26 protein-coding genes are annotated in these 26013 nt (G+C 60.2%); 4 read left to right on the plus strand and 22 right to left on the minus strand.

The window, feature by feature from the left end; all coding sequences use genetic code 11:
* Both GOV80_RS03625 and pdeM read left to right on the plus strand, forming a co-directional pair.
* Positions 1 to 2409, plus strand: coding sequence for a ligase-associated DNA damage response DEXH box helicase (locus tag GOV80_RS03625; protein ID WP_170782876.1), 2409 nt, complete (start codon positions 1 to 3; stop codon positions 2407 to 2409).
* 44 nt (positions 2410 to 2453) lie between these two features.
* Positions 2454 to 3116, plus strand: a complete 663-nt coding sequence (gene pdeM / locus GOV80_RS03630) for a ligase-associated DNA damage response endonuclease PdeM (RefSeq protein ID WP_170782877.1) — start codon at positions 2454 to 2456, stop codon at positions 3114 to 3116.
* A gap of 5 nt (positions 3117 to 3121) precedes the next feature.
* On the opposite strand, the gene GOV80_RS03635 is transcribed toward pdeM, so the two are convergent.
* From GOV80_RS03635 to ruvC, 18 genes are all read right to left on the minus strand, one after another.
* Entirely contained in the window at positions 3122 to 3859 is a 738-nt protein-coding gene (locus GOV80_RS03635; protein WP_170782878.1) for a LytTR family DNA-binding domain-containing protein, read from the minus strand.
* Positions 3860 to 4059: 200 nt separating this feature from the next.
* Entirely contained in the window at positions 4060 to 4950 is an 891-nt protein-coding gene (folD, locus tag GOV80_RS03640; RefSeq protein WP_170782879.1) for a bifunctional methylenetetrahydrofolate dehydrogenase/methenyltetrahydrofolate cyclohydrolase FolD, read from the minus strand.
* Between the two features lie 51 nt (positions 4951 to 5001).
* The gene (locus GOV80_RS03645) at positions 5002 to 5307 is read right to left on the minus strand and encodes a chorismate mutase (protein ID WP_170769971.1); all 306 of its coding nucleotides are present in this window, start codon (positions 5305 to 5307) and stop codon (positions 5002 to 5004) included.
* A gap of 58 nt (positions 5308 to 5365) precedes the next feature.
* Complete coding sequence (locus GOV80_RS03650; RefSeq protein ID WP_170782880.1) at positions 5366 to 7042, minus strand: formate--tetrahydrofolate ligase; 1677 nt, start codon at positions 7040 to 7042, stop codon at positions 5366 to 5368.
* Positions 7043 to 7228: 186 nt separating this feature from the next.
* Positions 7229 to 7804: an MOSC domain-containing protein gene (locus GOV80_RS03655; RefSeq protein ID WP_170782881.1), complete on the minus strand. Its 576-nt coding sequence runs from the start codon at positions 7802 to 7804 to the stop codon at positions 7229 to 7231.
* A 90-nt stretch (positions 7805 to 7894) separates the two neighbouring features.
* Positions 7895 to 9811: an ATP-dependent zinc metalloprotease FtsH gene (gene ftsH / locus GOV80_RS03660; protein WP_170782882.1), complete on the minus strand. Its 1917-nt coding sequence runs from the start codon at positions 9809 to 9811 to the stop codon at positions 7895 to 7897.
* A 76-nt stretch (positions 9812 to 9887) separates the two neighbouring features.
* Entirely contained in the window at positions 9888 to 11141 is a 1254-nt protein-coding gene (tilS, locus tag GOV80_RS03665) for a tRNA lysidine(34) synthetase TilS (protein ID WP_170782883.1), read from the minus strand.
* Positions 11138 to 11962 carry a tol-pal system protein YbgF gene (ybgF, locus tag GOV80_RS03670; protein WP_170782884.1) on the minus strand — a complete coding sequence of 275 codons (825 nt, stop codon included), beginning with the start codon at positions 11960 to 11962 and terminating at the stop codon, positions 11138 to 11140. Before ybgF ends, tilS begins: the two co-directional genes overlap by 4 nt.
* A gap of 4 nt (positions 11963 to 11966) precedes the next feature.
* On the minus strand, positions 11967 to 12479 hold the full coding sequence (gene pal / locus GOV80_RS03675; RefSeq protein WP_170782885.1) for a peptidoglycan-associated lipoprotein Pal: 513 nt from the start codon (positions 12477 to 12479) through the stop codon (positions 11967 to 11969).
* Positions 12480 to 12566: 87 nt separating this feature from the next.
* The gene (gene tolB / locus GOV80_RS03680) at positions 12567 to 13886 is read right to left on the minus strand and encodes a Tol-Pal system beta propeller repeat protein TolB (RefSeq protein WP_170782886.1); all 1320 of its coding nucleotides are present in this window, start codon (positions 13884 to 13886) and stop codon (positions 12567 to 12569) included.
* A complete protein-coding gene (locus GOV80_RS03685) occupies positions 13883 to 14989 on the minus strand; it encodes an energy transducer TonB (RefSeq protein WP_170782887.1) in 1107 nt (368 codons plus the stop codon). The genes tolB and GOV80_RS03685 overlap by 4 nt, the downstream gene beginning before the upstream one ends.
* A 9-nt stretch (positions 14990 to 14998) precedes the next feature.
* Positions 14999 to 15475 (minus strand): protein TolR, encoded by a 477-nt coding sequence (gene tolR, locus GOV80_RS03690; RefSeq protein ID WP_170769963.1) that lies wholly within the window; start codon positions 15473 to 15475, stop codon positions 14999 to 15001.
* Between the two features lies 1 nt (position 15476).
* Entirely contained in the window at positions 15477 to 16172 is a 696-nt protein-coding gene (gene tolQ / locus GOV80_RS03695; protein WP_170782888.1) for a protein TolQ, read from the minus strand.
* Between the two features lie 111 nt (positions 16173 to 16283).
* The gene (gene ybgC, locus GOV80_RS03700; protein ID WP_170782889.1) at positions 16284 to 16667 is read right to left on the minus strand and encodes a tol-pal system-associated acyl-CoA thioesterase; all 384 of its coding nucleotides are present in this window, start codon (positions 16665 to 16667) and stop codon (positions 16284 to 16286) included.
* Positions 16664 to 17287 (minus strand): hypothetical protein, encoded by a 624-nt coding sequence (locus tag GOV80_RS03705; protein ID WP_170782890.1) that lies wholly within the window; start codon positions 17285 to 17287, stop codon positions 16664 to 16666. Before GOV80_RS03705 ends, ybgC begins: the two co-directional genes overlap by 4 nt.
* A 64-nt stretch (positions 17288 to 17351) precedes the next feature.
* Positions 17352 to 18371 (minus strand): Holliday junction branch migration DNA helicase RuvB, encoded by a 1020-nt coding sequence (gene ruvB, locus GOV80_RS03710; RefSeq protein WP_170769959.1) that lies wholly within the window; start codon positions 18369 to 18371, stop codon positions 17352 to 17354.
* A 4-nt stretch (positions 18372 to 18375) separates the two neighbouring features.
* Entirely contained in the window at positions 18376 to 19053 is a 678-nt protein-coding gene (gene ruvA / locus GOV80_RS03715; protein WP_170782891.1) for a Holliday junction branch migration protein RuvA, read from the minus strand.
* Complete coding sequence (gene ruvC / locus GOV80_RS03720) at positions 19050 to 19547, minus strand: crossover junction endodeoxyribonuclease RuvC (RefSeq protein ID WP_170769957.1); 498 nt, start codon at positions 19545 to 19547, stop codon at positions 19050 to 19052. The genes ruvA and ruvC overlap by 4 nt, the downstream gene beginning before the upstream one ends.
* Positions 19548 to 19879: 332 nt before the next feature.
* On the opposite strand from ruvC, the gene GOV80_RS03725 reads away from it, so the two are divergent.
* Positions 19880 to 20092 carry a DUF1127 domain-containing protein gene (locus tag GOV80_RS03725; RefSeq protein WP_170769956.1) on the plus strand — a complete coding sequence of 71 codons (213 nt, stop codon included), beginning with the start codon at positions 19880 to 19882 and terminating at the stop codon, positions 20090 to 20092.
* A 104-nt stretch (positions 20093 to 20196) separates the two neighbouring features.
* Here GOV80_RS03725 and GOV80_RS03730 read toward each other — a convergent pair whose 3' ends face one another.
* From GOV80_RS03730 to GOV80_RS03745, 4 genes are all read right to left on the minus strand, one after another.
* The gene (locus GOV80_RS03730) at positions 20197 to 20679 is read right to left on the minus strand and encodes a hypothetical protein (protein ID WP_237215610.1); all 483 of its coding nucleotides are present in this window, start codon (positions 20677 to 20679) and stop codon (positions 20197 to 20199) included.
* The gene (locus GOV80_RS03735; protein ID WP_170782892.1) at positions 20646 to 21518 is read right to left on the minus strand and encodes a 50S ribosomal protein L11 methyltransferase; all 873 of its coding nucleotides are present in this window, start codon (positions 21516 to 21518) and stop codon (positions 20646 to 20648) included. Before GOV80_RS03735 ends, GOV80_RS03730 begins: the two co-directional genes overlap by 34 nt.
* A 64-nt stretch (positions 21519 to 21582) precedes the next feature.
* Positions 21583 to 22815: an MFS transporter gene (locus tag GOV80_RS03740; RefSeq protein WP_170769953.1), complete on the minus strand. Its 1233-nt coding sequence runs from the start codon at positions 22813 to 22815 to the stop codon at positions 21583 to 21585.
* Between the two features lie 73 nt (positions 22816 to 22888).
* Positions 22889 to 25114: a primosomal protein N' gene (locus GOV80_RS03745; protein ID WP_214647931.1), complete on the minus strand. Its 2226-nt coding sequence runs from the start codon at positions 25112 to 25114 to the stop codon at positions 22889 to 22891.
* Positions 25115 to 25173: 59 nt separating this feature from the next.
* On the opposite strand from GOV80_RS03745, the gene fsa reads away from it, so the two are divergent.
* Complete coding sequence (fsa, locus tag GOV80_RS03750; protein ID WP_170354905.1) at positions 25174 to 25827, plus strand: fructose-6-phosphate aldolase; 654 nt, start codon at positions 25174 to 25176, stop codon at positions 25825 to 25827.
* Positions 25828 to 26013: the final 186 nt, after the last annotated feature.

Raw genomic sequence — 26013 nt, forward strand, 5'->3', positions numbered from 1 at the left:
ATGACGCCGATTCCCGCCCGGATCACCGACTGGTTCACGACCAAAGGCTGGTCGATCCACCCCCACCAACAAGATATGTTCGACCGGGCCATGGACCCGGCAACGTTGCTGATCGCGCCCACGGGTGGCGGCAAGACGATGGCCGGGTTTCTGCCGACATTGGCCGAACTGTCCGAAAGTGCTCCAGAGGGTCTGCATACGATCTATGTCTCGCCGCTCAAGGCGCTGGCGGCGGATATCCGGCGCAACCTGCGGGGCCCAGCGGATGAGATCGGCCTGCCCATCCGTATTGAGGACCGCACAGGTGACACTTCGGCCACGCAGAAGAAACGCCAACGGGTGGACCCTCCGCATATCCTACTAACCACGCCGGAAAGCCTGGCCCTGTTGACCTCATACGAAGACGCGCAACGCATGTTTCACGGGGTACAGCGTGTGATCGTTGATGAGATTCACGCGCTGGCCGAAAGCAAGCGGGGAGATCAGTTGATGCTGGCGCTGGCGCGGCTGCAAACACTCGGCCCGACTATGCGGCGTGTGGGGCTATCTGCTACGGTCGAGGACCCGGACGCCATCGCCCGGTTTCTGGCCCGGCACCCCGACCCCTGCCAAATCGTACAGGCTGACCCCGGACCAGACCCCGACATTCAGATGCTTGAAACTCAGGAGCTGCCGCCGTGGTCCGGCGGCGGGGCCGCCTATGCCATTCCTGCGGTTCTGAAACAGATCAAAGAGCACAAAACAACGCTCATCTTTCACAATACCCGCGCGCAGGCCGAGGTTTTCTTTCATAACCTGTGGCTCGCCAATGACGACGCCCTGCCCATTGGCATCCACCACGGCAGTCTGGATCGGCAACAGCGTGAACGGGTCGAGGCCGCAATGGTGCGGGGCGATTTGCGCGCGATTGTGTGTACGGGTTCGTTGGATCTGGGCATCGACTGGGGCGACGTGGACCTAGTGATCCAGATCGGCGCACCCAAGAATGTCAAACGTCTGGTTCAGCGGATCGGGCGCGCCAATCACCGCTACAACGCACCCTCGAAGGCTCTGCTGGTGCCCGCAAACCGGTTCGAGGTGGTGGAATGCGTCGCAGCACTCGAAGCTGCCCGCGCCCATGATCTGGATGGCGATCCACGCGGCGCTGGCCCCCGCGACGTGCTGTGCCAGCATATTCTGATCGCGGCGGCAGCAGGCCCGTTTGATGCGGATGATCTCTATAGGGAAATGACAGCCGCGGGACCGTTCGCCGATCTGTCCCGCTCGCAATTCAATGATTGTCTGGAGTTCTGCGCCACCGGAGGATACGCCCTGCGCGCTTATGACCGTTGGCAGCGGCTGCAACAACGCCCCGATGGCATGTGGCAGTTGCGCGATCCACGCGCGGCGCAACGTATCCGTATGAACTTGGGAACTATTCAGGACACCGACACGCTGAAAGTTCGGCTGAAACGCAATCGCGGCGGCAAACCGCTGGGCGAGGTTGAAGAGGCCTTTGCCGCCACGCTCACCCCCGGTGACACGTTTCTGATCGGTGGTCAGATCGTGCGTTATGAAGGGCTGCGCGAGATGACGGTTGAGGTCAGCCGACGCGCGGATCGCAAGCCAAAAGTCGCTGTGTTCTCGGGCACGAAATTCGCCACCTCGACGCAGCTGAGCGACCGTATTCTGCGCATGTTTGCCCAACCGGACTGGCCACAACTGCCCGCACATACGGCCGAGTGGCTGGCCCTGCAACGGCAGGTTTCACGCCTTCCTGGTCGTGAGAGGCTGCTGATCGAAAGCTTCCCCTCGGATGGGCGCGAACATCTGTGTGTTTACGGGTTTGCCGGGCGCAATGCACAGCAAACGCTGGGTCTGTTGCTGACCAAACGGATGGAGGAAACCGGCCTTGCGCCGCTGGGGTTTGTCGCCACCGACTATGCCACCCTGATCTGGGGGTTGGACGCCGTCACCGACCCGCGCCCCCTGTTTCAGGCCGAGACGCTGCGCGATGGGTTGGACACGTGGCTGGCGGGCAATGCCGTGATGAAACGCACCTTCCGCAGTTCGGCGACCATTGCGGGACTGATCGAGCGCAACACCGGCGGGCAGCGCAAAAGCGGGCGGCAGGCGACGTTTTCCTCGGACATTCTGTATGACACGTTGCTAAAATACGACCCCGACCACCTGCTGATGCAGATCACCCGCGAAGAGGCGATGCGAGGTCTGGTCGACTTTGGCCGGATCGAGGACATGATTGCCCGGATTGGCGACCGCGTCGACCTGTTGCGGTTGGATCGCGTCTCACCCCTGGCCGCGCCCCTGTTTCTTGAAGTTGGCAAAGTCCCCGTCAAAGGCGCTGCCGAGGAGCGACTTTTGGCCGAAGAAAGCGCGCGACTGTTGCAAGAAGCAGGGTTGGCACCATAGCGAATCCGCTTGCAGCGCCGCAGAAAACCCGCAAAGAACGTATCATGAACGATCTGACATTCACCTTTGCCGGGCACACGCTGCGCGCTTTGGGCAGCGGGGCGCTTTGGTGGCCCGATCAAAGCCTGCTTTGCGTGTCTGACCTGCATCTGGGCAAGTCAGAGCGTCTGGCGCGCCGATCCGGCCTGACCTTGCCGCCCTATGAAAACCGGGACACCTTGGCGCGGCTTTCCTCGGACATCGCCCACACGCAGGCCGTGACGGTAATTTGCTTAGGAGACAGCTTTGACGACCTGGCCTCAACGCAGTGCCTGAACGAAGCCGAAAGGTTGCAGATCGCAGCCTTGCAAGCCGGTCGCCGCTGGATTTGGATCGAAGGCAATCACGACCCCGGACCGGTCGATCTGGGCGGCGCGCATCTGGCCGAGCATTCAGTTTCGGGCCTGACCTTCCGCCATATCGCGCACCCTGACGGAAAGACCGAAATCTCGGGCCACTACCATCCCAAGGTGCGGCTAAAACTACGAGGACGGTCAATCTCGCGCCCCGCATTTCTGCTGGACAAACGCCGCCTGATCCTGCCCGCATATGGCACCTATACCGGCGGTCTTCGCAGCACACAGGCTGCTGTGTCCGAACTAATGGGGGTTGACGCAATGGCCATTTTGATCGGGACGCACCCCCAAATGGTCCCTATGCCGAGATAGCGAATTCAGACAATCCCTTGCTGTTCCAGCATGGGCTTGTATTTGCGGCTGATCGGAACCAGGTCGCCATTTTCAAGGCGCAGAAACGTCTTGCCACCATGTTTTTCGACACCAGCAATGGCGCTGCCAACCACCCAATGCGACCGATGGGTACAATACCCAAGGACAGGTTCCATCTCGTCAATCGCATCTGAAAGCCGTGACCGGATGGTAAATGTACCCTCTGATGTAACGACATCCACGGAATGGTCCCGCCCCGCCAATCGGTAGATCTGTCCGGAAAACCCCTTTGGCAAGCGTCGGGTCAGACGGGGTTGAACAGCAATCTCTCCCGGTGCCTCGGGCATTGGGCTGCGCGTAATCAATAGCCCGGTCGCGAACAAAGCCCCATAGGAGGCAACCGGCAAAAATCCGGGCGACTGGGCTCCCTGCGCGGCGAAGAGCAGCCAGACCATCACCCATAAGCAGGGAAGGAACAGCACCAATATTACCGGAATTACCGCCAGATCACGCCGCGACAATTCCAACTTTCTGAACCAGTTGCAGCTGATCCTCCGCGCAGCCCATGTTGCCGCGATGGCCAAAGCCGTGACACCGGACCAGAACACCAGACGCGACAGGAATGGCAGGCTTAGTTCAGGGAAAGGTTGGAGCGCAAAAGCCAACAAAGGCAGAAAAACGAAACCCGCGATCACTCGGCGCAAAGTAAACTCGGCCAGAATTGAGTTCAGTATGGTCTTCATATTGGCTCTGCAAATCCCCCCGGCCCCGGCCAATCCATCGACCTAGGTCGTAACCAGCTGGGATTACTGATTTATCACCGTTTCCTTCCACGTAAAAGCCTGACCGTGCAAATTTAATATTTCCACAATGAATCGCAAAAGAGGCCGAAGAGTCGATGAACTCCACGGCCTTTTCTATTCGCCCTGAGTAAAAATTCAGGTCAGGCCGTCAGCCCCTCGGGCTCGGGCCGGCTATTCGCGCGGCAGCACGCTGTCAGAGTGTTGGCCAGCAGGCAGGCGATGGTCATCGGACCTACGCCACCCGGAACCGGCGTGATCGCGCCTGCGCGCTCGGCGGCGCTGGCGTAGTCGACGTCTCCGACCAGCTTGTTCTTGCCGTCACGCTCAATGCGGTTGATGCCCACGTCGATCACGGTCGCACCTTCTTTGATCCAGTCGCCGGGAACCATCTCGGGGCGGCCCACAGCGGCGACAACGATATCGGCGCGGCGCACAACGTCCGGCAAGTCTTTGGTGCGGCTATGCGCGACGGTCACGGTGCAGCTATCGCCCAGCAGCAGTTGCGCCATCGGCTTGCCCACGATGTTCGAGCGGCCAATCACAACCGCATCCATGCCCGACAAAGAGCCGTGGTGGTCACGCAGCATCATCAGGCAGCCCAGCGGGGTGCAGGGCACCATTGATTTCTGGCCCGTGCCCAACAGACCCACGTTCGAGATGTGGAAGCCATCCACATCCTTGGCCGGGTCGATCGAGTTGATCACCAGATCTTCGTTCAGGTGCTTGGGCAGCGGCAGCTGCACCAGAATGCCGTGCACGGCCGGATCGTTGTTTAGCTTGTCGATCAGTGCCAGCAGGTCTTCTTCCGAGGTCTCGGCGTCCAGCTTGTGCTCGTACGAGTTCATGCCGACCTCGACGGTCTGCTTGCCCTTTGAGCGGACATAAACCTGGCTGGCCGGATCCTCGCCCACCAGAACCACGGCCAGACCGGGCGTGATACCGTTTTCCTCTTTCAACTTTGCAACCTGATCAGCCACTTGTGCACGCACATTCGCTGCAAAGGCCTTACCGTCGATAACCTGGGCTACCATCCTGTGATCCCTTCTTTCCAAAAACGGATCGGGCGCAAAGCGCCCGGTCATTCATTCCGGCCCAAGAACGCGCTCCTCACGCGCAATCGACCAGTCAATCAAAATGCGCCACAACTGCTCGGCCAGATCAGGATCCATACCCAACGCATCCGAGCTGTCGCGTACCCGCTGCACCACTTCTTCAACACGATCCGGGATACGGGCTGGCAGCCCTTCGGCCGGTTTAAGCTGCGTGGCGCGGTCGATGTAACCTGCGCGCGTCACCAACATCTCGATCAGTTGGCGGTCCAGCTTATCGATCTGAACCCGCAATTCCTGCATAGAATGACAGTCTTGCGGAGGTGTCAGAGTGGGCATAGCGATCTCCTCATGGACCGGGGATATCCCCGGACCATGAGATGGTTCAAAAACCGGCTTAGAACAAGCCTTCGATCTCACCTGCGTCGTTAAGGCAGATGGTTTCTGCAGCAGGTTTACGCGGCAGGCCAGGCATGGTCATGATCTCTCCACAGACAACCACGATGAAGCCGGCACCAGCGGACAGGCGGACTTCACGCACCGGAACCGAGTGGCCGGTTGGTGCACCTCGCAGGGTCGGATCCGTTGAGAACGAGTACTGGGTTTTCGCCATGCAGACCGGCAGGTTGCCGTAGCCCGCTTCTTCCCACTCGCGCAGCTGGTTTCGGATTTTGTTGTCGGCCAGAACTTCATCAGCGCGGTAGATGCGCTTGGCGATGGTTTCGACCTTCTCAAACAGAGGCATGTCATCGGGGTAGATCGGCGCGAAGTTCGCGGAACCACCTTCGACGATTTCGACAACCTTTTCGGCCAGCGGTGCCGAGCCTTCCGAGCCCAGTTCCCAGTGACGCGACAGGATCGCTTCAACGCCGTGCTCACCACAATAGTCTTTCACTGCCTGCACTTCGGCATCGGTGTCGGTGACGAAGTGGTTGATAGCGACAACGACCGGAACACCGAAGGACTTCACGTTCTCGATGTGACGGCCCAGGTTGGCGCAACCGGACTGAACCGCGTCGACGTTTTCGGCACCCAGATCGGCCTTGGCAACGCCGCCGTTCATCTTCATTGCGCGCACGGTGGCAACCAACACCACTGCCGACGGAGCAATGCCCGCCTTGCGGCACTTGATGTTCATGAACTTCTCGGCACCCAGGTCGGCTCCAAAGCCTGCTTCGGTCACGACATAGTCAGCAACTTTCAGCGCGGTCTTGGTCGCAATGACCGAGTTACAGCCGTGTGCGATGTTTGCGAACGGACCACCATGGACGAAGGCCGGGTTGTTTTCCAGCGTCTGCACCAGGTTCGGCTGCATTGCGTCTTTCAGCAGAACGGTCATTGCGCCTTCGGCTTTGATGTCGCGGCAATAGACCGGGGTCCTGTCGCGGCGGTAAGCAACGATGATGTCGCCCAGACGCTTTTCCAGGTCTTTCAGGTCGTTGGCCAGGCACAGGATCGCCATAACTTCCGACGCCACGGTGATGTCAAAGCCAGCTTCACGCGGGAAACCGTTCGACACGCCGCCCAGCGAGGCGGTGATCTGACGCAGAGCGCGGTCGTTCATGTCGACCACACGACGCCATGCAACGCGACGGATGTCGATGTCACACTCGTTGCCCCAATAGATGTGGTTGTCGATCATCGCCGACAGCAGCGAGTGGGCCGAGGTGATGGCGTGGAAGTCACCGGTGAAGTGCAGGTTCATTTCTTCCATCGGAACAACCTGCGCGTAACCGCCACCTGCAGCGCCGCCCTTCATGCCGAAGTTCGGGCCAAGCGAGGCTTCGCGGATACAGATCATCGCGTTTTTGCCGATGCGGTTCAGGCCGTCGCCCAGACCCACGGTGGTGGTGGTCTTGCCTTCACCCGCAGGGGTCGGGTTGATCGCGGTGACAAGGATCAGCTTGCCGTCTTCACGGTCCTGAACCGAGTTGATGAAGTCCTGGCTGACCTTCGCCTTGTCGTGACCATAAGGCAGCAGATCGGCGGATTCGATGCCGATCTTGGCACCGATTTCCTGAATCGGTTTCTTATTCGCTTCGCGGGCGATTTCGATGTCGGATTTGTAGCTCATTGGGCAAGATCCCTGATTGAATGCCTTGCAAACCGGCGCAAATAGCCCGGTGCTGATCAATCCATACAATTGTGTACCAAAGCGATGGATATGGATTCCGACATAATCACGCCGTGAAACGGCGTAGCGTCACTTAGGGGGTCGCGTAACGTAAGCTTGATCGTTTCCCATCGGAAATCCTGTGTCTTAAGGTGCCCAAGCGCGCTGATCGGGGACGAACAGCTTTAGCTGGTCACCCAGATGTAGCGCTCCGGGCCTTTCAACCCATGCAGTCACCCCACGCCGCCCCTTGGCTGCGGGCTTGAACGCGGCACCATGGCCGGGCAAATCGGCCTCGACCTCGCGGCCGGGAATCACGCAAGGGCGGTTTTCCATATCCACCGTGATCGTTACTCCATCCGGCCCCTGCAGACGCGACGAAGGCGGGATATGGGTAAAGTCAGGAATACCGCGCAACAGGATGCTGACCCCCAGGTAGGACGCGTCCAGCGTTTCAAGCCCCATCTCGGTAGCGGTTGCCTGCATCTCCTCTTCAGACAGCACCGAGAGTTGCCGCACATTTCGGATTTCTGTGCCTTTGGAATAAAGGTTCGTCATCCGCACACATGAAGCGCGGTTTTCGCCCTCATGCCGCTCTCCGGCGACACCTGCAAAACCCAGCGACAAAGCGGGTACGGAGTCGGCACGGATGGACTGACCAGCCGGTACATGGCCCAACCAGACCACTTCGCCCATGAATTCCGTTTCGCGCATGACCGGCATAATCATTCCCTTTACAGCTTTTCACGGGCACTAGACGGCAGGCACGTCGGAAAGAACAGAAAACCCGAGCCTTAGCTCGGGTTTTTGCTGTTACGCGGTCGGTTCTGGCTCCATCCCGCCATCGGGCGGAGTTTTCTTGACCTTGGTCTTCGGAATGGCCGTAACGCTGGGCGCGTTGCCCTCGTCAGGGCTATCGCCTTCGTCGTCACCTTCGGTCGGAGAGTCGCCGTTCATCACGCGCTTGATCTCGTCACCGGTCAGGGTCTCGTATTCCAGCAGGCCTTGCGCCAAGCGTTCCCATTCTTCGTTTTTGTCGGTCAGAATCTTGTGGGCACGCTCATATCCTTGCTGGATCAGGCGCTTCACCTCTTCCTCGATCAGCTCTTTGGTATGGGCAGAAACCGAGAAACCAGCAGTGTTGCCCTGATAGCCTTCATGCGCCTCGGCATAGTCGATATTGCCGACTTTGTCCGACATGCCCCAGCGCATCACCATCGCACGCGCCAATTGGCTGGCCTGCATGATATCGCCAGCGGGACCGTTCGACACATGATCCTCACCGTATTTGATGACTTCGGCGGCCTTACCGGCCATGGTCATGGCCAGCTTTTGTTCGCACTCATCTCGGTGATAGTTCAAGCGGTCCATTTCGGGCAGTGAAACCACCATACCCAATGCACCACCGCGCGGGATGATCGTGGCCTTGTAAACCGGATCGCACAGCGGCAATTCCAGACCGACCACAGCGTGACCAGCCTCGTGATACGCTGTCTTTTCCTTCTGGTCTTGCGTCAGCACCATACTGCGGCGCTCAGCCCCCATCATCACCTTGTCTTTGGCGTTCTCGAAATCTTCCATGGTGACGAAGCGGCGACCAACACGCGCGGCCATCAGTGCGGCCTCATTCACGAGGTTCGCCAGATCGGCGCCCGAGAAGCCCGGCGTCCCCCGCGCAATGATGCGCAGGTCGACATCGGGGCCCAGAGGCGTCTTGCGCGCATGCACGCCCAAAATCTTCTCACGACCTTTGATGTCAGGGTTGCCGACGGTCACGTTGCGGTCAAACCGGCCCGGACGCAGCAGCGCGGGGTCCAGAACGTCCTTACGGTTAGTGGCCGCCAGAATGATCACGCCTTCATTGGCCTCGAACCCGTCCATCTCGACCAGCAACTGATTGAGCGTTTGTTCGCGTTCATCGTTGCCACCGCCATAACCCGCACCACGATGGCGTCCTACGGCATCAATCTCGTCAATGAACACGATACAGGGCGCGTTTTTCTTGGCCTGTTCGAACATGTCGCGCACACGCGATGCACCGACACCCACGAACATCTCGACAAAGTCCGATCCTGAGATTGTGAAGAAGGGCACGCCTGCCTCACCTGCAATCGCACGGGCCAGAAGTGTCTTACCAGTACCCGGAGGGCCGACCAGCAAAGCGCCTTTCGGGATCTTGCCGCCCAGACGGCTGAATTTCTGCGGGTTGCGCAGGAATTCGACGATCTCCTCCAGCTCTTCCTTGGCCTCGTCGATACCGGCGACGTCGTCAAAGGTCACACGGCCATGTTTCTCGGTCAGCATCTTGGCCTTGGACTTGCCAAAGCCCATCGCGCCACCTTTGCCGCCGCCTTGCATCCGGTTCATGAAATAGACCCAGACACCGATCAGCAGCAGGAAGGGCAGCAATGTGATCAGGAACGACTGAAAGCCCGACTGCTGCTGTTTTTCCGCCCGCACCGGGATGTTCTCGTCGATCAAAAGCTTGGTGACTTCGGCATCGCCGGGTTTGATGGTGACATAGCTGGCACCACTTTGCGTGGTGTAGCGAATCTGTTCGCCATCCAGCGTCACATTCTTAACCTCGCCGCTTTCAACGGCTGTGACGAAATCGGAATAAGTTCTTTCATTGCTCTGAAGCGTTCCACCCGGTCCGCTGAACAGATTGAACAGTGCTAGGATCAGTAAAAACAGAACGACCCAGAAGGCGATGTTACGAGCGTTGCCCAAGGAAAATCTCCCAAAAGATTTCGGCAGATGGGGGTCTGCCGGGTTGCCCTATAAAATAGAGATGATTCAAGCAGGTTCAATGCGATAAAAAAGAAGAGTGCAACTCGGGCACTTCTGACGCCAATTCCGCCCGCCAACCATTGGAAAAACCCGCCAAAGGCGCCGACAGCAGCGTGTCTTCTGCCCAAATCGCGGGCGATGCCACAAGCGCCGCGCGCGGTTTTCCCAAAGCACGCCAGTCGGGCAACTGCCGCAGCCCGGCCTTTGCCAATGGGCGGACTTGCGCGTCTGATCTTTGCGGACCGGTCAAGATCCAGCGGCTATCCCACAAATCGCCCGGCTTGGAAGGTTGTACGGAAATCGCCCCTAGTTCCCTGCAAATCCACGTGTTCTCGTCCTTGGCAACCACCATACATCCCCCGATTGTGGTTGTTTCTGCTTGGCGCAAAGCCGACAGAGCCTGTTCGACCGCCATCTGCCGCGGCGGATAGCCTGCACCCGCGATCCATTGGATACTGCCCACCAACAGACGCCGTTGGATTTCGCTGGGCAGCGCCACAAAGCCAGCGCGATCAACGCAAATGTCGCCCGTCTCAGCCCGCAGAACCCGACGCGCGGTTTCCTGCGTAAACACGTCCAAAGCCTCGCGCGCTTGTGCAAGGTTGTCAGCCACCCGGCTGAGGGATCGGGCGGTTATGCCGATCTCTTCCAACCCTGCCAGAGCCTCACGTGCCTTGATCCGATCAAAGCGCAGGTCGTGATTCGAAGGGTCTTCTATCCAGTCCAACCCGTGTGCATTCAGGTAGTCGCGCAACTCCTGTCGGGTGACATCCAAAAGCGGTCTGAGCAGTTGAACCTCGTTCAGCTCGCGCGCAGCAGGCATCCCAGACAGGCCTGTGACGCCGGACGCGCGACCAAGCCGCAGCAGGACGGTTTCGGCCTGATCGTCGGCAGTGTGACCAAGTGCGATTGCGGGTACATCATTGCGCCGGGCCCAGTCGGTCAGCAACCTGTACCGGGCCTGCCGCGCCTGATCCTGCAAGTTGCCGCTGCCATCCCATCCGGTCCACCGCAACACTTCATGGGGCAATCCCATGTCTCGGGCCATTTCCGCAACCCGATCGGCTTCAGCGCTAGATTCAGGGCGCAAACCATGATCCACCGTTGCAACGTACAGCGAAACACCCTGCGCGCGCGCGTTCTCTGCCAGAAGGTGCAGCAAAGCGACCGAGTCGCCGCCACCTGACACTGCAACCCCCAAACGTGCAGGCAGTTGCGCGGGCAGTCGCCTGCGCAACGCGTCCTTCAACTTGTCAGGGGATGTGGTCAAGAACAGCCCAGCGACGCCATTTCCTGTGTCGCGCTTGAGGCCGCTGGGGATGCCGGGAACCGCACCCCCACCTCGCTAAGTGTGATACAGGCCTGATCAGTTTGTCCCAGTCGACCCAAGGCCGAGCCGAGCTCAAACAAAGCCTCGGGCGCAAAGGCCCCTTCTGAATCACCGGTGAAACTGGCCAGAAAGGCACGCGCCGCTTCGCGTGTGTCGCCCAACCCTTCCAGCGCTTGCCCGCGCTTCAGGTTAGCTTCGGGCGCAAGAGGGCTGCCGGGATATGAGGTATCAAAGCTTGCAAACTGGTCGGCTGCAGCCTGAAAATTGCCCTCGGCCAGCGCTTGCGCGGCAGCGTCGAAATCCGCGCGTTCGCCTATCGCCAACTCACCCTGATCAATCGCCGTGGGCGCAGCGAGTGTTGTCGGAGCAGCCGCCGTAATCTTCGTCTCACCCCCAAGGGTCGAGGTTTCGCCCAGCGTGCTCAGATCGCCGCCTTCCAATTCAACCAGACGGAACTCCAGATCGCCAATTCGGTTGGTGCCGTCGGTGACTATATTCTGCACCCGCTGGTTCAACTGCTCGGTCTGACGGGTCAGGCGCTGTAACTCGGCCTCGATGGCGTCGACGCGTTCAAGCACCGAACTACCGGACAGGTTGGGTGACGGTGACCCCGTCGTCGAAAACTCACGTTTCAGACGCTGGATTTCCACATGCAACACGGTCAACTCCTGCCGGATATCGGCTAGGGTCTGCTGATCCTGTGCTTGTGCCACCCCGGCGGTCGCCAAAACCGCGGCCAGAACCCATCCTGCAACTTTCATCATCTTACCCCAGTGTTGAGCCGGTCAGCACCGTAACCGCACGGCGGTTCTTGGAATAGCAATCCTCGGTACTGCAAATCTCGATCGGGCGTTCCTTGCCAAAGCTGACCGTGGTCAGACGGTTGCCCGCCACCCCGCGCGAGATCAGGTATTCGCGGGCCGCATTCGCCCGACGTGCGCCCAGTGCAAGGTTGTATTCGCGAGTGCCCTGTTCATCTGCGTGGCCCTCAATGGTTGCCACGAAATCGGGGTTCGCCAACAGCCAGTCCGCCTGACCCTGCAGAACGGTCTGCGCTTGCGGTGTAAGGGTCGACTGATCGATCGAAAACAGAACCCGGTCGCCGACGGTCTGCTGGAAATAAGCCGGTGAGCGCGGATCGCTGGGCGATCCTGCGGCCAGACCACCACCATTTGCGCCGCCGCCAAGGCCGCCTCCCAATGTCGAGGGATCGTTGTTGGTACAGGCGGCCAGAATGCCAAGCACGCCCAAAGCTACCACTTTGCCCAATACGTTCATTTCAAGTGCCTCGTTGTGTTTTCTGTTTATTGCCGCCTGTGTATCACAGCGCGGGTTTCTTGTGAACTTTTCCGACCGCCCCCGCGATCAATTCTGCAAAGGCCCCCAGGACGGATCGCTCCCGCCATCCGGCGTGCGCACCGGGCGCAGGTTGCGCCCCGAGATATCCACCGAATAAAGCGTCGCCCGACCGCTTGCGCCTTGGGTTTCACGGGTGAACATGATCACACGACCATTGGGCGACCATGTCGGCCCTTCGTCCAGAAAGGACGAAGTCAGTAACCGTTCCTCGCTGCCATCGGTGCGCATCACGCCGATATGGAACCGACCTTTGTTTTGCTTGGTGAAGGCGACCAGATCGCCCCGCGGGGACCAGACCGGTGTACCATAACGCCCCTGACCGAAACTGATCCGCGTCGCCTCACCCCCATTTGCGGGCATGATATACAGTTGCGGCGTGCCCGAGCGGTCGCTTTCGAACACGATTTGCGACCCATCTGGCGAATAGCTGGGCGCGGTCTCAATCGCCGGCGTGTTAGTCAAACGTACGCTCTGCCCCGAGGCCAGATCCATCTTCCAAAGATCCGTATTCCCCCCTTGAATCAGCGAATAGACAATCGAGCGTCCATCAGGCGAGAAACGAGGTGAAAAGCTCATGGTGCCGCCGGGCGTGTTCAGCTCGGTGCGGCGGACGCGATCCACATCCAGCACATAGATGCGTGGCTGGCCGGTTTCATAGCTGGTATAGAGCAACCGGTCACCCGTCGGCGAAAAGCGCGGAGCCAGCACGATGGCGGCACTGTCGGTCAGGTACTGCACATTAGCGCCGTCGTAATCCATGATCGCCAGACGTTTCAGGCGCTGATCCTTGGGGCCACTTTCCGACACGAAGGCCACGCGACTATCGAAATAACCGCCCTCACCCGTCACGCGGCTATAGACCTGATCGGCCACCTTATGCGCCATGCGCCGCCAGCCATCCGTAGTGCCTGCGAACTGCAAACCGTTGCCAAGCTCTTGCCCGGAGAATACATCCCATACCCGGAAGCGGACCGTTAGCCGGTTGCCCGAGACATTTACCGCCCCAGTAACAAGCGCCTCGGCATTGATCGCCTTCCAGTCGGCAAATTGCAGTGGCGCCTCAAAGCTGCTGACCCGGCTGATAAATGCATCAGACGAGATTTCGCGGAACAGCCCGGTGCCGGTGAGGTCCGCTGCGACAACCCGTGTGATATCTTGCGCGTATTGAGCCGCAGCGGGACCGTCGGGCACGAAACTGGGCACCGCGAAGGGCAAGGGTTCGATGATCCCCTGATCCAGTTCCAAGCGCAGCGGTCCGTTCTGGGCATAAACCGGCGCTGTCAGAAGCGTCAGGCCGAGCAACAGGCTGGTCAGAAATCTCATCATTTGATCCGCATCCTCTCGGGATTGAATGTAATCTCAATATCCTGCCATTGCGCGTATTTGTCAGCAGGCAGGTTGTATCCTTTTGCCCCGCAGCGCAGGATCGCACGTCGGGCGGCCTCATAGGCTTGTCTTGCTGCGCCGTCGGAACCGCCTGAACTGTCGATCAAACGCAAACTGCCACCCACCACCTTGCCATCGGGGGTCAGCGAAAATCCAACGACTACCACCGTTTGCAGCGCATCCGTTGACAAGGACCCAACGTTCCAACACCGCGACACCGCCAAACGCATCGCGTCTTTCTCACCACTGGTCAGCGGCGGGCCAGAGGGCTCTGTGCCCTGCCCCAGCGCCTCGGCCAACGCATCTTCGATGGCGCTTTCATCCGCAGGCTGCGGCGCAGGCGTCTCGGGCTCGGCTTCGGGTGTTTCCGCCACCTCAGACTGCGCAGGAGGGGTCGGACGGTTTGGCCGAACCTGCGGGCGCGGAGAGCTGCGCGGCGCGTATTCCTTGGCTTCCTCGGCCTCGGTCACGATCTCATCCGTGGCCTCTTCGGGAGCGGTCTGATCCTGTTGCTCTTGCTGGATCTCGGCGCCTTCTTCCAAGGGCACAGCGGGCGTTTCAATGTCATCGGGTGCAGCCTCGGGCGGAGGCGGTGCAACAGGTTCTGGCGCAACCTTGTCTGCCGGGCGCGGCTGCGCCTCGGGGCCGGGGGGCACGGGCAAGGCGGCCACCTCTGGCGCGGGCGGCTCAAGCGCTGGGGGTTGTTCGATTACCACCGGCTCGGGCGGCGGTTCCACCGCCTCGGGCACCGGGTCAGGCTCGGGCTCGGATGGCTCCGACACCTCGGGCACCGTCTGATCTTCTTCGACCGGCTCGGGCGGCGTCACCTCTTCAACCGGCGTGTCAGGCTGCTGCAAGGCCGCAGGCGTTGTCACCTCTGGCGCATCCCGCTGAGCGGTCATTGCCGCAAATTGCTCAGCCGAGATCACCGAGACATCCTGCACGGCCATCGGCAAGGGTTCGGACCGGAACGTGCCGCCGAACAAGGCCCATCCGATCAAACTGACATGGGCAATCGCCGAGATCTTGGTGCCGGTATCCACCGTGCCGCCTCACTCTCCACCTTCGTCCAGCGTCGGGCCGCCGGTGTCGGTCACAAGACCGACATTGGAAAACCCGCCCGCATTCAACGCACCCATTACCTGCATCACCTGCGCATAAGGGATCGAGCCATCCGCCCGCAGGAACACACGGTCGCTGCTGCGCTCGGACGCGATGGCGCGCAACCTGCCGATCAATTCATCACGCTGAACATCTGTCGTCTGAATCTGAACCTGACCATCAGCGGTCAGTGTCACGGTCAAAGGTTCCTCATTATCACCGGGCAATGCACTGGCCGCCGTCTTGGGCAGGTCCACCGGCACCCCGACAGTCAACAATGGTGCGGCGACCATGAAGATGATCAGCAACACCAACATAACATCCACAAAGGGCGTGACGTTGATCTCAGCCATTGGCTGGGCACGGCCGCGACGACGTCCGCGTCTGCGTCCATTGCTGCCCGAGCTTTGCTGAACCGCAGCGGCCATCCTAGCTATCCAACTGACGCGACAGGATGGTGGCGAATTCGTCTGCAAAGGCCTCATAGCCGCCCACGATCCGGTCACTATCCGCGCTGAGTTTATTGTAGAAAATCACCGCCGGGATCGCGGCCAACAGGCCCAGACCGGTCGCCAGCAAAGCCTCGGCAATACCGGGGGCTACAACCGCCAGATTGGTGTTTTGTTGTTCGGCAATCTCGATAAAGGCGTTCATGATGCCCCAAACCGTGCCGAACAGCCCGATAAAGGGCGCGGTCGAACCAACCGTCGCCAAGACCGGCAGACCCTTTTGCAGCGTCTCGGACTCTTTGGCGATGGCCACATCCATTGACCGATCAATCCTCGCTGTGGCCCCCGCGATCAGCCCGCCATCGGTGCGATGTGAACGACGCCATTCGATCATGCCGGCGGCGAAAATCTTTTCCGAACTGCCATCGGGCTGCGTGCCGATCTGCTCAAACAACTCATCCAAGGGGTTGCCGGACCAGAACGCCTCATCAAACACCTGCGCCTCACGCCGCGCGGCCCGGTAGTTGATGACCTTCTGGATGATAATCCCCCAGGACCAGATCGACGCACCGATCAGCATCAGCATCACCAGTTTGACGATAAAGGTCGCGCGGGCATACAGCCCCCACATGGAGAAGTCGATCTCCTGCGCCAGCGTCAGCGTTTCAGCTTCCATGAACCTGCTCTTTAGTTTTTGCCTGATGGCCGTTCGTTTGGCCTTGTTTTGCTAAACGCTAACGCAGTTGGATATGAAAAGCCAACAGAACCACCCCGGCCCCGCAAAATGTTACATCAATGCGCGAATCTCTGCCGGAAGACGCACCGGTTTGCCCTGCGCATTCATGCAAACCGCTGTGACCGAGGCGGTGAAAACTTCGGTCTCGCCCCGTGTCACCCGCTGCGCCATCGTCAGCCGCGCCCCGGACAGCGACGTGATCCAGGTTTCAATCGTCAACTCATCATCGAATTTCGCAGGGGCCAGATATTCGGCCTCGATCTTACGCACGACCCAGACAATACCCGCATCGCGCATCGCATTCTGGTCGTTACCGATATTGCGCACATAGTCCGAGCGCGCCCTCTCGATGAATTTCAGATAGTTCGCGTGATAGACCACACCCCCCATATCGGTGTCTTCATAGAAAACCCGGACGGCATAGGTATGGGTCATTGCGGTTGCTCCAATCTGGCAAACAGGCGCAACGCATGAGAGGCATCCTGCGCCGCACCCGGCAATACCGGATCGTAGGCCGCGCGGATCAGCCCTGCAATATCAGGTCTCAAAATCGTAGCCTCACCCGCCACCGCCAAAGGTGATTGCGTGCGAAATGCCGTGTCGGACCATAGCAAAACGGTTTGCACCACCTGGCTGAGCGCCAGGGTTTCGGCAGGCACCTTCGACAGCTCTTTGTCCATTCGCAAAAACACGAACGCGGCACGGATTGCGCCGTCTTCCTCGAACCGGAAGATACGATATTGGTTGGCATCTACCGCAACCAGTCGTTCGACCAAAGGTGCTAGGTCCGGGACAAGGCGATCGAGGTCCGGCACTTCCAACAGCTCATTCCAGTCCCGGAAGAAGAACACCATGCAGTTGGCCCCCAGTTCAGGGTCCGTTTCCGCCATTTTGTGACCGGCCAGCGTGACGACCGCTTCGAACGCCCCTTTGACCGTGGCCAAGGTGTCATCTTCCACCCCGAAAACGATGGGCACAATCGGACGCCCCCAACGTGCGAACAAAAACTCGCCGCTTTCGCGGGTGAACAGCGCTTCGATTTGATCAGGTGTCACGCGCAGACCCTTCTTCTCGTTTCAAATATGGCCGCCGGAGGCTTAAAATCCCTAGCGCTACAATTCAACCAAACAGATCGCTTTGCCCCCGAGGCGCTGCCATACCCAAATGCGTCCACGCCTTTTGTGCCAGCATCCGCCCGCGCGGTGTGCGCTGGATCAAACCCTGCTGCAACAAATAGGGCTCAATCACTTCCTCAAGCGAATCCCGGCTTTCCGACAACGCTGCTGAAAGGGTTTCGATCCCAACTGGTCCACCGGCGTAGTTCTCGGCGATCAGCTTAAGATACCGACGATCCGCGCCGTCCAATCCCAGATTGTCCACGCCCAAACGTGTCAAAGCACCATCGGCCAGATCCCGTGTGATCCGCCCGTCGCCTTCGACGATAGCGAAATCCACCACCCGACGCAGCAGCCGCCCCGCGATCCGAGGGGTCCCGCGCGACCTCCGCGCGATCTCGCGCGCGCCTGCGTCGTCAGCAGGAGCCCCCAGTTTACGGGCGTTTCGCGTGACGATCTCGTGCAGTTCATCGACCGTGTAGAATTGCAGCCGGGTCGGAATGCCAAAGCGATCCCGCAGAGGCGTGGTCAGCAGACCCATCCGGGTCGTCGCTCCGACCAGAGTAAAGGGCTGCAACTCGATCCGCACGGTCCGCGCGGCGGGGCCCTCGCCGATCACCAGATCAAGCTCAAAATCCTCCATCGCCGGGTACAGAACCTCTTCGACCGCCGGGTTCAGACGGTGGATTTCGTCGATGAACAGCACATCGCGCGATTCCAGATTGGTCAGAATCGCCGCCAAATCCCCGGCCTTGGCCAGCACCGGACCGGAGGTCATGCGAAAATTCACCCCCAGTTCACGCGCCATGATCTGCGCCAACGTCGTCTTCCCAAGGCCCGGAGGACCATGGAACAGCGTATGATCCATCGCTTCGCCCCGCTGACGAGCCGACTGGATGAAAATGCGCAGGTTCGCGCGCGCCTCGGCCTGACCGATGAACTCGTCCAACCCCTGAGGGCGTAGGGCGCGGTCATTATCCTCGGGCAAAGGGTCCGGGCGCAGAGTGGGATCGGCGTCAGTCATCCATTCAGCCTTTCGGAGCCAGCAGTTTCAACGCCGCCCGGATCAGATCAGCCTCACCGGCGTCCGGCAGGCTGGCGGCCGCTTCGGCCACGGCCGCGGCCGCCTCGGACGGGCCATAGCCAAGGTTCGACAGGGCCGACAATGCCCCAGCCGAAGCCGCCGCATTGCCCGAGGCCGGTTTCGCCGCGCGTTTGGGCGCAGGCGCTGGCTCAATCAGTTCGACCGGCTCAGGCACAGGGCCGTCCATCGCCTCGGTCACGGTGCCACCCATGGCCATCACGCCCGGCGCTTTGTCTTTCAGGTCCAAAACGATGCGCTGCGCGGTTTTCGGCCCCACGCCTTTGGCCGCCTTGACCGCGCCCCAATCACCCAAGGCAATCGCACGGTTGACCCCATCCGGGCCCAGCGCAGACAGGATCGCCAAAGACACTTTGGCCCCCACCCCCTGCACCGAACACAACAGGCGATGCCATTCCTTCTCGACCAAAGACAGAAACCCATAAAGCTGCATCAGGTCTTCGCGCACCACCATGTCCGTGTAGATCGAGACCGCCTCCCCCACGCCCGGCAGAGCCGCCATGGTCCGGTCCGAGCAATAGACGATATAACCAACCCCGCGCACGTCGATCAGCACGTGGTCTGCTGCGCGGTAATCCAGGCGTCCAGTGAGTTTTCCGATCATGCCCGCACCTCTTTCATCCGCGCCTGCGGCGCTGCGCCATAGTAGGAATGGCAGATCGCAATCGCCAGCGCATCTGCCGCATCTGCGCCCTTGGGCTGACACCCCGGCAGTTGCAGCTTGACCATGTGCAAGACTTGCTCTTTCTCGGCATGCCCCACGCCCACAACTGTTTTCTTGACCCGGTTGGGCGCATATTCCCCTACCGGCAACCCGGCTTGCGCGAGCGTCAGAAGCGCAACCCCGCGCGCCTGACCCAGTTTCAGCGTTCCCGCACCGTCCTTGTTCACGAAAGTCTGTTCGATCGCGGCCTGATCGGGCGTGTGTTCGGCGATCACCTCGACAATCTGGTTGTGCAGAGACAACAACCGCTCGCCCAAATCATCACCGTCGGATTTGCATAGCCCGTTGGCCACGTGGCTCAGGCGGCTGCCATGCGATTCGATGACGCCCCATCCCAGGGTTCTCAGCCCCGGATCAATGCCCAAAATCCGCATGTTGTGCCCCAGCCTGCTCGGGTTTTTGTGATCTTTCTTACGGGTTAGCACGAAGCGTGAACATTTTCCAAGCGAATTGACGGAAAGTCCAAAAACGACAGACCTGCTCGAGGGGCGACACAATGGCCTGTTTGCGACCGCGAAATGTCTGAATTCGACGTGTTTGATCAAGCAAAAATGACCAATGAATTAAGGGGCTTTCACGTTTTCAGAGCCTTGCAGAAAACGCATAGGACACATGCAATTTCGTCGCTTGTGGTGTCAGATCGACATCCCTAAATGCCGCTCAAACGAAGGATTGAAACTGAACTCTAACCAGAAGGAAACAGGATATGGCCGTACTGGATACCACCCGCGCCACCACTGGCTCGTTCGGCCTTGCTGGCCGTATCGGCGGATTTTTTGCAGCGGTTGTGAACGCCGTTGTGGAATGGAACGACGCCCGCGTGACCCGCAACGCGCTGAGCGGTCTGAGTGACCGTGAACTGGACGATATTGGCATGTGCCGCGGCGATATTGACGTCGTAGCGGATAGCCGCCGGTAAGATTTAGACCACCACTCACACGCCCCTATCTCCTCCCTCGGGGGCAAAGCAGAACGCCGCGCATTGATTTATGCGCGGCGTTTCTGATTCAGATTTGCAAAAAATCAGGGCAGATAGCTTGAGACCTGCGCGGCCAGAAAGGCAGAAATCGGGTCAATCTGCATGATCCAGGCCCCAGCCTGTTCGACCGACGTCCCTTGGCTCAGACTGTCAACGCGGTATTCATAGGCGGACGGCCCAAGGCTCGCTAAAAGAAAGGTCTTGAATGCAAAAAAGCCCACAAGGCACATCAGCAGCACTTTGGCAGGCACCGCAGACTGAACGCGCTGCGGCCTCATCACCACCAGGCCATCTTTGCGCATCGTCGCACGATAACCACGGCTGAGTTTCGCGTGTTTTTTGTTCAGACGATGAACGCGCTGATCAAATTCCAGTTGTTTTCCAGTCATGGCAGCCTCCAATAACCGCCCCCGATATGCATCTTTGAACGGTAGACAGAGATTGCGCCAAAAAAGTGGCAGGAATCCATAAAACTCCTGTAAATGGCCCGATTTTAGCCCTGTTTGCTTAAGATTAGCGTCGTCCATTCGCCAATCTCGTCCCGACGGGCCAGATTGAACCCGTTTTGTGAATAAACGGAAACCACATCATCGGCCTGTTCATTGAGGATTCCCGACAGGATCGCGTAACCCCCTGCCCGCAGATTCGCCCCAATTTCCGGCGACAACGCGACCAGCGGCCCCTTGAGGATATTGGCAAAGATCAAGTCATAGGGCGCGTGGGCCCTCAGGTCGGTGTGATCGAACCCGGCAGCCTCGACGCACTGCACCTGACCGGCCATGCCATTGGCTTTCAGGTTCGCCTCGGCCACATCGACGGCCACCTGATCAATATCACTGGCAATGATATCACCCTGCCAGACCCGCGCGGCGGCCATGGCCAGAACGGCAGTGCCACAGCCGATATCGGCCACTTTTGTGGCCTCGAACCCCTCATTCAGTAGATAATCCAGCGCCTTGAGGCAGCCCAGAGTGGTACCGTGATGCCCGGTGCCAAAGGCCATCGCGGCCTCGATCAGCAGGGGAATGCGGCCTTCGGGCAGTTTGTCGGCGTCGTGACTGCCGTAAACAAAGAAGCGCCCGGCCTCGACCGGAGCCAGTTCGCGACGCACATGGGCGACCCAATCGGTTTCGGGCAGCTCCGAGACGACAAAGGGCTTGGCTTGGAACGCGGCGGCCAGAACGGCCAGCGCGGTTTCATCCGGGTTTTCGGTGAAATAGCCGCCAACCTCCCATAGGCCCGAGCCGTCCTCGACCTCGAACACACCAACGCCGGTAGGTTCCGGCTCCAGACGCTCCATTGCTTCGCCCATGCCTTCGGCGGCTTTCTTGCCCATCAGAGTGGTCAGCGCAGTGAATGTGGGCATGGGGGCCTCCTGTTTGGGTTTCCTCTGCGCCTAGGCCGCCGGGCAGGCAAGGTCAAGCGCTGGCTTATTCCGCAGGGGCCGGGGCGTATTTTGACAGGATGGTTTCATTGCCCGGCTCGGGGTGGCGCGGGATCAGCAACGACAAGGCCAGCGAGATCATCGCCATCGCTGCCGCCAGCGTAAACACCGCGCCGGGCGAGACCACCCACAGCAAACCCAGCAACGCCGGCAGGAACACGGCGGCGATGTGGTTGATCGTGAACGCCACCGCTGCGGTTGGTGCGATATCGGCAGGGTCGGCGATTTTCTGGAAATAGGTTTTCAGCGCCAATGCCAGCGCGAACAGCACATGGTCAATCACATAAAGGATCGCGGCCAGCACCACGCCCCAGCCGAACCAGTAGATACCGCCATAGGCCGCGAACACGATCGCCAGACCGGCATATTCAAAGATCAGCGTGCGGCGCTCGCCGAACACGGACACGGCTTTGCCCAGCATCGGAGCGGCGGCCATGTTGATCACCAGATTGATCAGATAGAGGCTGGTTAGCTCATGCACCTCGAACCCAAATTTCTCGACCATCATGAAGCCTGCGAAGACGACAAAGATCTGCCGCCGGGCACCGGCCATGAATTGCAGGGCGTAATACAGCCAATAGCGTTTGCGCAGGATCAGTTTCTTGGTCTGCGGCGTCGGCGCATCGAATTGCGGGTAAGCCAGCAGGCAGAACAGCGCCAACAGTGCCGTCACGCCGCCCGCCGCCATGAAGACGAAGTTATAGGACAGATCGAACCGGTCCCATGTCAGTACGATCAAACCGTACACCACTGCTGTCGCCGCTGAGCCCATCGCGACCAGCCAGCCCAACACCTGCGGCGCACGATCCTTGGGCAACCATTGCAGTTGCAGCGACTGGTTTACCGTCTCGTAGTAGTGAAACCCGATCGAGCTGAACAGCGTCACGAACAGCAGCCCGCCAAGGCTGGGGAACCACGCAGTGATTGCCGTCGCAACACCCAGCATCATCAGCGAGATCATCGCCAGCACTTGCTCGCGGATAAAGATGATCACCGCGATTACGCCTACGGCCAGAAATCCGGGAATTTCACGCACCGTATGCAGCAGGCCTATGTCTGCGCCGTCGAAATTCGCGACCTCGATGACGAAATTGTTCAGCAGCGCGCTCCATGCGTTAAACGCAATGGGCATCATCAACGCCATCATGAACAAGAGCGTTATGGGACGGCGCCAGAACGGAAGGCTCTGCGCATCAGAGAGCGGCATGGGTTTCAGCATGACACCGCTCTACGCTCATTTTTTCGGTTTGGCGAGGGGGCAGACGCACAGGCGGTCTGCACCGGTGCAGAGGTCAGTAAAAACTCTGCGGGTCGATATCGACGGTCAGGCGGATATCGCCCTTCAGACGCAGGGGCGCAATCCAGCGGGCGATAGCATCCTGAATCGGCGCGCCTTTGGGGGCTTTGACCAGCAGGCGTACACGGTGCCGCCCGCGTATTCGTGCTATTGGCGCGGGCGCAGGTCCGAAGACTTGGGCATCTATAGCACGTAGCGGCGCATCGTTGCGTGCCATCGCGTTGCCGATGTCGAAAACCGGACCGACCTCGGGCCCGGACAGCACGATCCCGGCCATGCGCCCATAGGGCGGGACGCCTGCGGCCTGACGCCCGGCGGCCTCGGCCTTCCAGAACCCTTCTTCATCGCCTGACAGAATGGCGCGGATCACCGGGTGTTCAGGCTGAAACGTCTGCAACAGTGCCTGCCCCGGCTTATCCGCCCGCCCGGCCCGGCCCGCAACTTGCCGCATAAGCTGGAACGTGCGTTCCGCCGCTCGCAGGTCCGCCCCGTGCAGAGAAAGGTCGGCATCAATCACCCCCACCAGTGTCAGTTTGGGAAAGTTGTGCCCCTTAGCCACCAGTTGCGTGCCGATGACGATATCCGCGTCGCCCTCGGCGATCTCTTCGATCTTGGCCTTCAATGCACGGGCTGAACCGAACAGATCGGAACTCAGCATCGCGATCTTAGCCTCGGGGAAAGTGGCCTCCGCCTCTTCTGCCAGCCGCTCGATCCCCGGCCCGACCGGAGCAAGCTTGCCTTCGACCCCGCATGACGGGCAGGTATCCGGCATGGGCTTTGTCTCACCGCACTGGTGGCACATCAGGCGTTTAAGGAACCGGTGTTCCACCATCCGCGCATCGCAATGATCACAGGCAATCTGTTCGCCGCACGCCCGGCACAGCGTCACTGGCGCATAGCCACGGCGGTTGATGAATAGCAGCGATTGTTCCCCGCGTTCGATCCGCTGCCGCACCGCCTGCCGCAGCGACGGCGAAATCCATGTCCCCGGCTGCATCTGCTCGGCCCGCATGTCGATGGGCTTCATTTCGGGCAGCACCGCCGCCCCAAAGCGCGAGGTCAGGTCCAGCCGCTCATACTTGCCGGCCTCGGCATTGGCCCAGCTTTCCAGCGACGGCGTCGCACTGGCCAGAATCACGCGCGCCCCGCAGATCGAGGCGCGCAGCACCGCCATATCCCGCGCGCTGTAATGCACGCCGTCTTCCTGCTTGTACGAGGTGTCGTGTTCTTCATCGACCACCACCAGCCCCAGATCGCGGAACGGAAGAAACAGCGCCGAACGCGCGCCGACGACCAGTTGCGCTTCCCCCTGCCCGACCATGCGCCAGACCCGCCGGCGTTCGGTCATGGTTGCACCCGAGTGCCATTCGGCAGGCCGCGCGCCGAACCGAGCCTCGACCCGCGTCAGGAATTCGGCGGTCAGGGCGATCTCGGGCAGCAGAACCAGCGCTTGCCGCCCCATGCGCAGGGCTTCGGCGACGGCCTCTAGGTAAACCTCGGTCTTGCCCGAGCCGGTGACACCCTTCAGCAACGTTGTCCCATAATCCCCGGAACGTTGCCCAGCCTGCAGGCGCGCGACCGCGGCGGCCTGATCGTCAGTCAACGCCTTGCCCGGCAAGTCCGGGTCCAGCCGGGGATAGGGCAAATCACGTGGGCTGTCTTCCTCGCGCACTGCGCCTTGCTTGACCAACCCCTTGACGACCGAGGACGTCACCCCCGCCTGCTCGGCCAACTCCTTTAACGTGAACGCCAAGCCGCCGTAGTCGCGCAGCACCTCAAGCACGCGGGTCCGCGCATCGGTCATGCGGTCTGGCTCGGCACTGCCCAAACGATAGATTTTCCGCATCGAGGGCGGATCGCCCAGCCCCGGCGCACGGGTCGCCAAGCGCAGCATCGCAGGCATCGGTGTCAGCGTGTAATCGGCCACCTTGCCCAGAAACAACCGCATCTCTTCGCGCATCGGCGCAACCTCGAGCACCCGGATCACGGATCGCGCCTTGGCCAGATCAAAACCGCCCTGCCCCGGCCCCCAAACCACACCCAGAACCTTGCGCGGGCCCAGCGGCACCTCGACAAACGCGCCCAGAAAACACCCGCCCTCGGGCGCTTTGTAGTCCAGCGTCCGGTCCAAGGGCTGTGTGGTCAGCACAGCCACCAGCTCACCCTGATCGAAATACTCCTGCGCGCTCACCGCATCTCCTCGGGTCGGGGGTTTCAGCATCGGTGTTATTGGGGTAAAGCCATCCGCAACCAAGGCCAACCCATCAAAGGACTGCCCGCATGAAATTCTTCGTAGACACCGCCGAGATCGACGCCATCGCCGAACTGAACGATCTGGGAATGGTAGACGGTGTGACCACCAACCCCTCGCTGATCCTGAAATCGGGCCGCGATATTCTAGAAGTCACCAAAGAGATCTGTGATCTGGTCGACGGCCCCGTATCCGCCGAAGTCGTCGCGACCGAGGCCGACGACATGATCGCCGAAGGCCGTAAGCTGGCCCAGATCGCGCCGAACATCGCCGTGAAGGTTCCGCTGACATGGGCGGGGCTGAAAACCTGTAAAACCCTGTCCGACGAAGGCCAGATGGTCAACGTCACGCTCTGCTTCTCGGCCAATCAGGCACTGCTCGCCGCCAAGGCGGGCGCGACCTTTATCTCGCCCTTCATCGGCCGTCTGGACGATATCAACCTCGACGGCATGGATCTGATCGCTGATATCCGCCAGATCTATGACAATTACGGATTCGAGACCGAAATTCTTGCCGCTTCGATCCGCACCGTGAACCATGTGACAGACAGCGCCCGTATCGGCGCCGACGTGATCACCGCTCCGCCTGCCGTGATCAAGAAACTGGCCGACCACCCGCTGACCGACAAGGGGCTTGAAACCTTCCTGGCCGACTGGGCCAAGACCGGTCAGAAAATCCTCTGATCCCTGACACTGCCGCGCGGTGCCGCCAGGCACCGCGCCCGGCCCAACTGCCAGCCCTGATCGCAGATCAGGGTCTTGCAGGCGGGAGAGGCCCCGTCGCGCAAATGACGGGAAATCCAACCACAGGCTCACTTTTCCCAAGGCAAATCGGTCCAGCCGTGTTATAAGGCCGCAAAACATAAAAAA

The sequence above is a fragment of the Ruegeria lacuscaerulensis genome (genome assembly GCF_013034685.1).
Taxonomy (GTDB): Bacteria; Pseudomonadota; Alphaproteobacteria; order Rhodobacterales; family Rhodobacteraceae; genus Ruegeria; species Ruegeria lacuscaerulensis_B.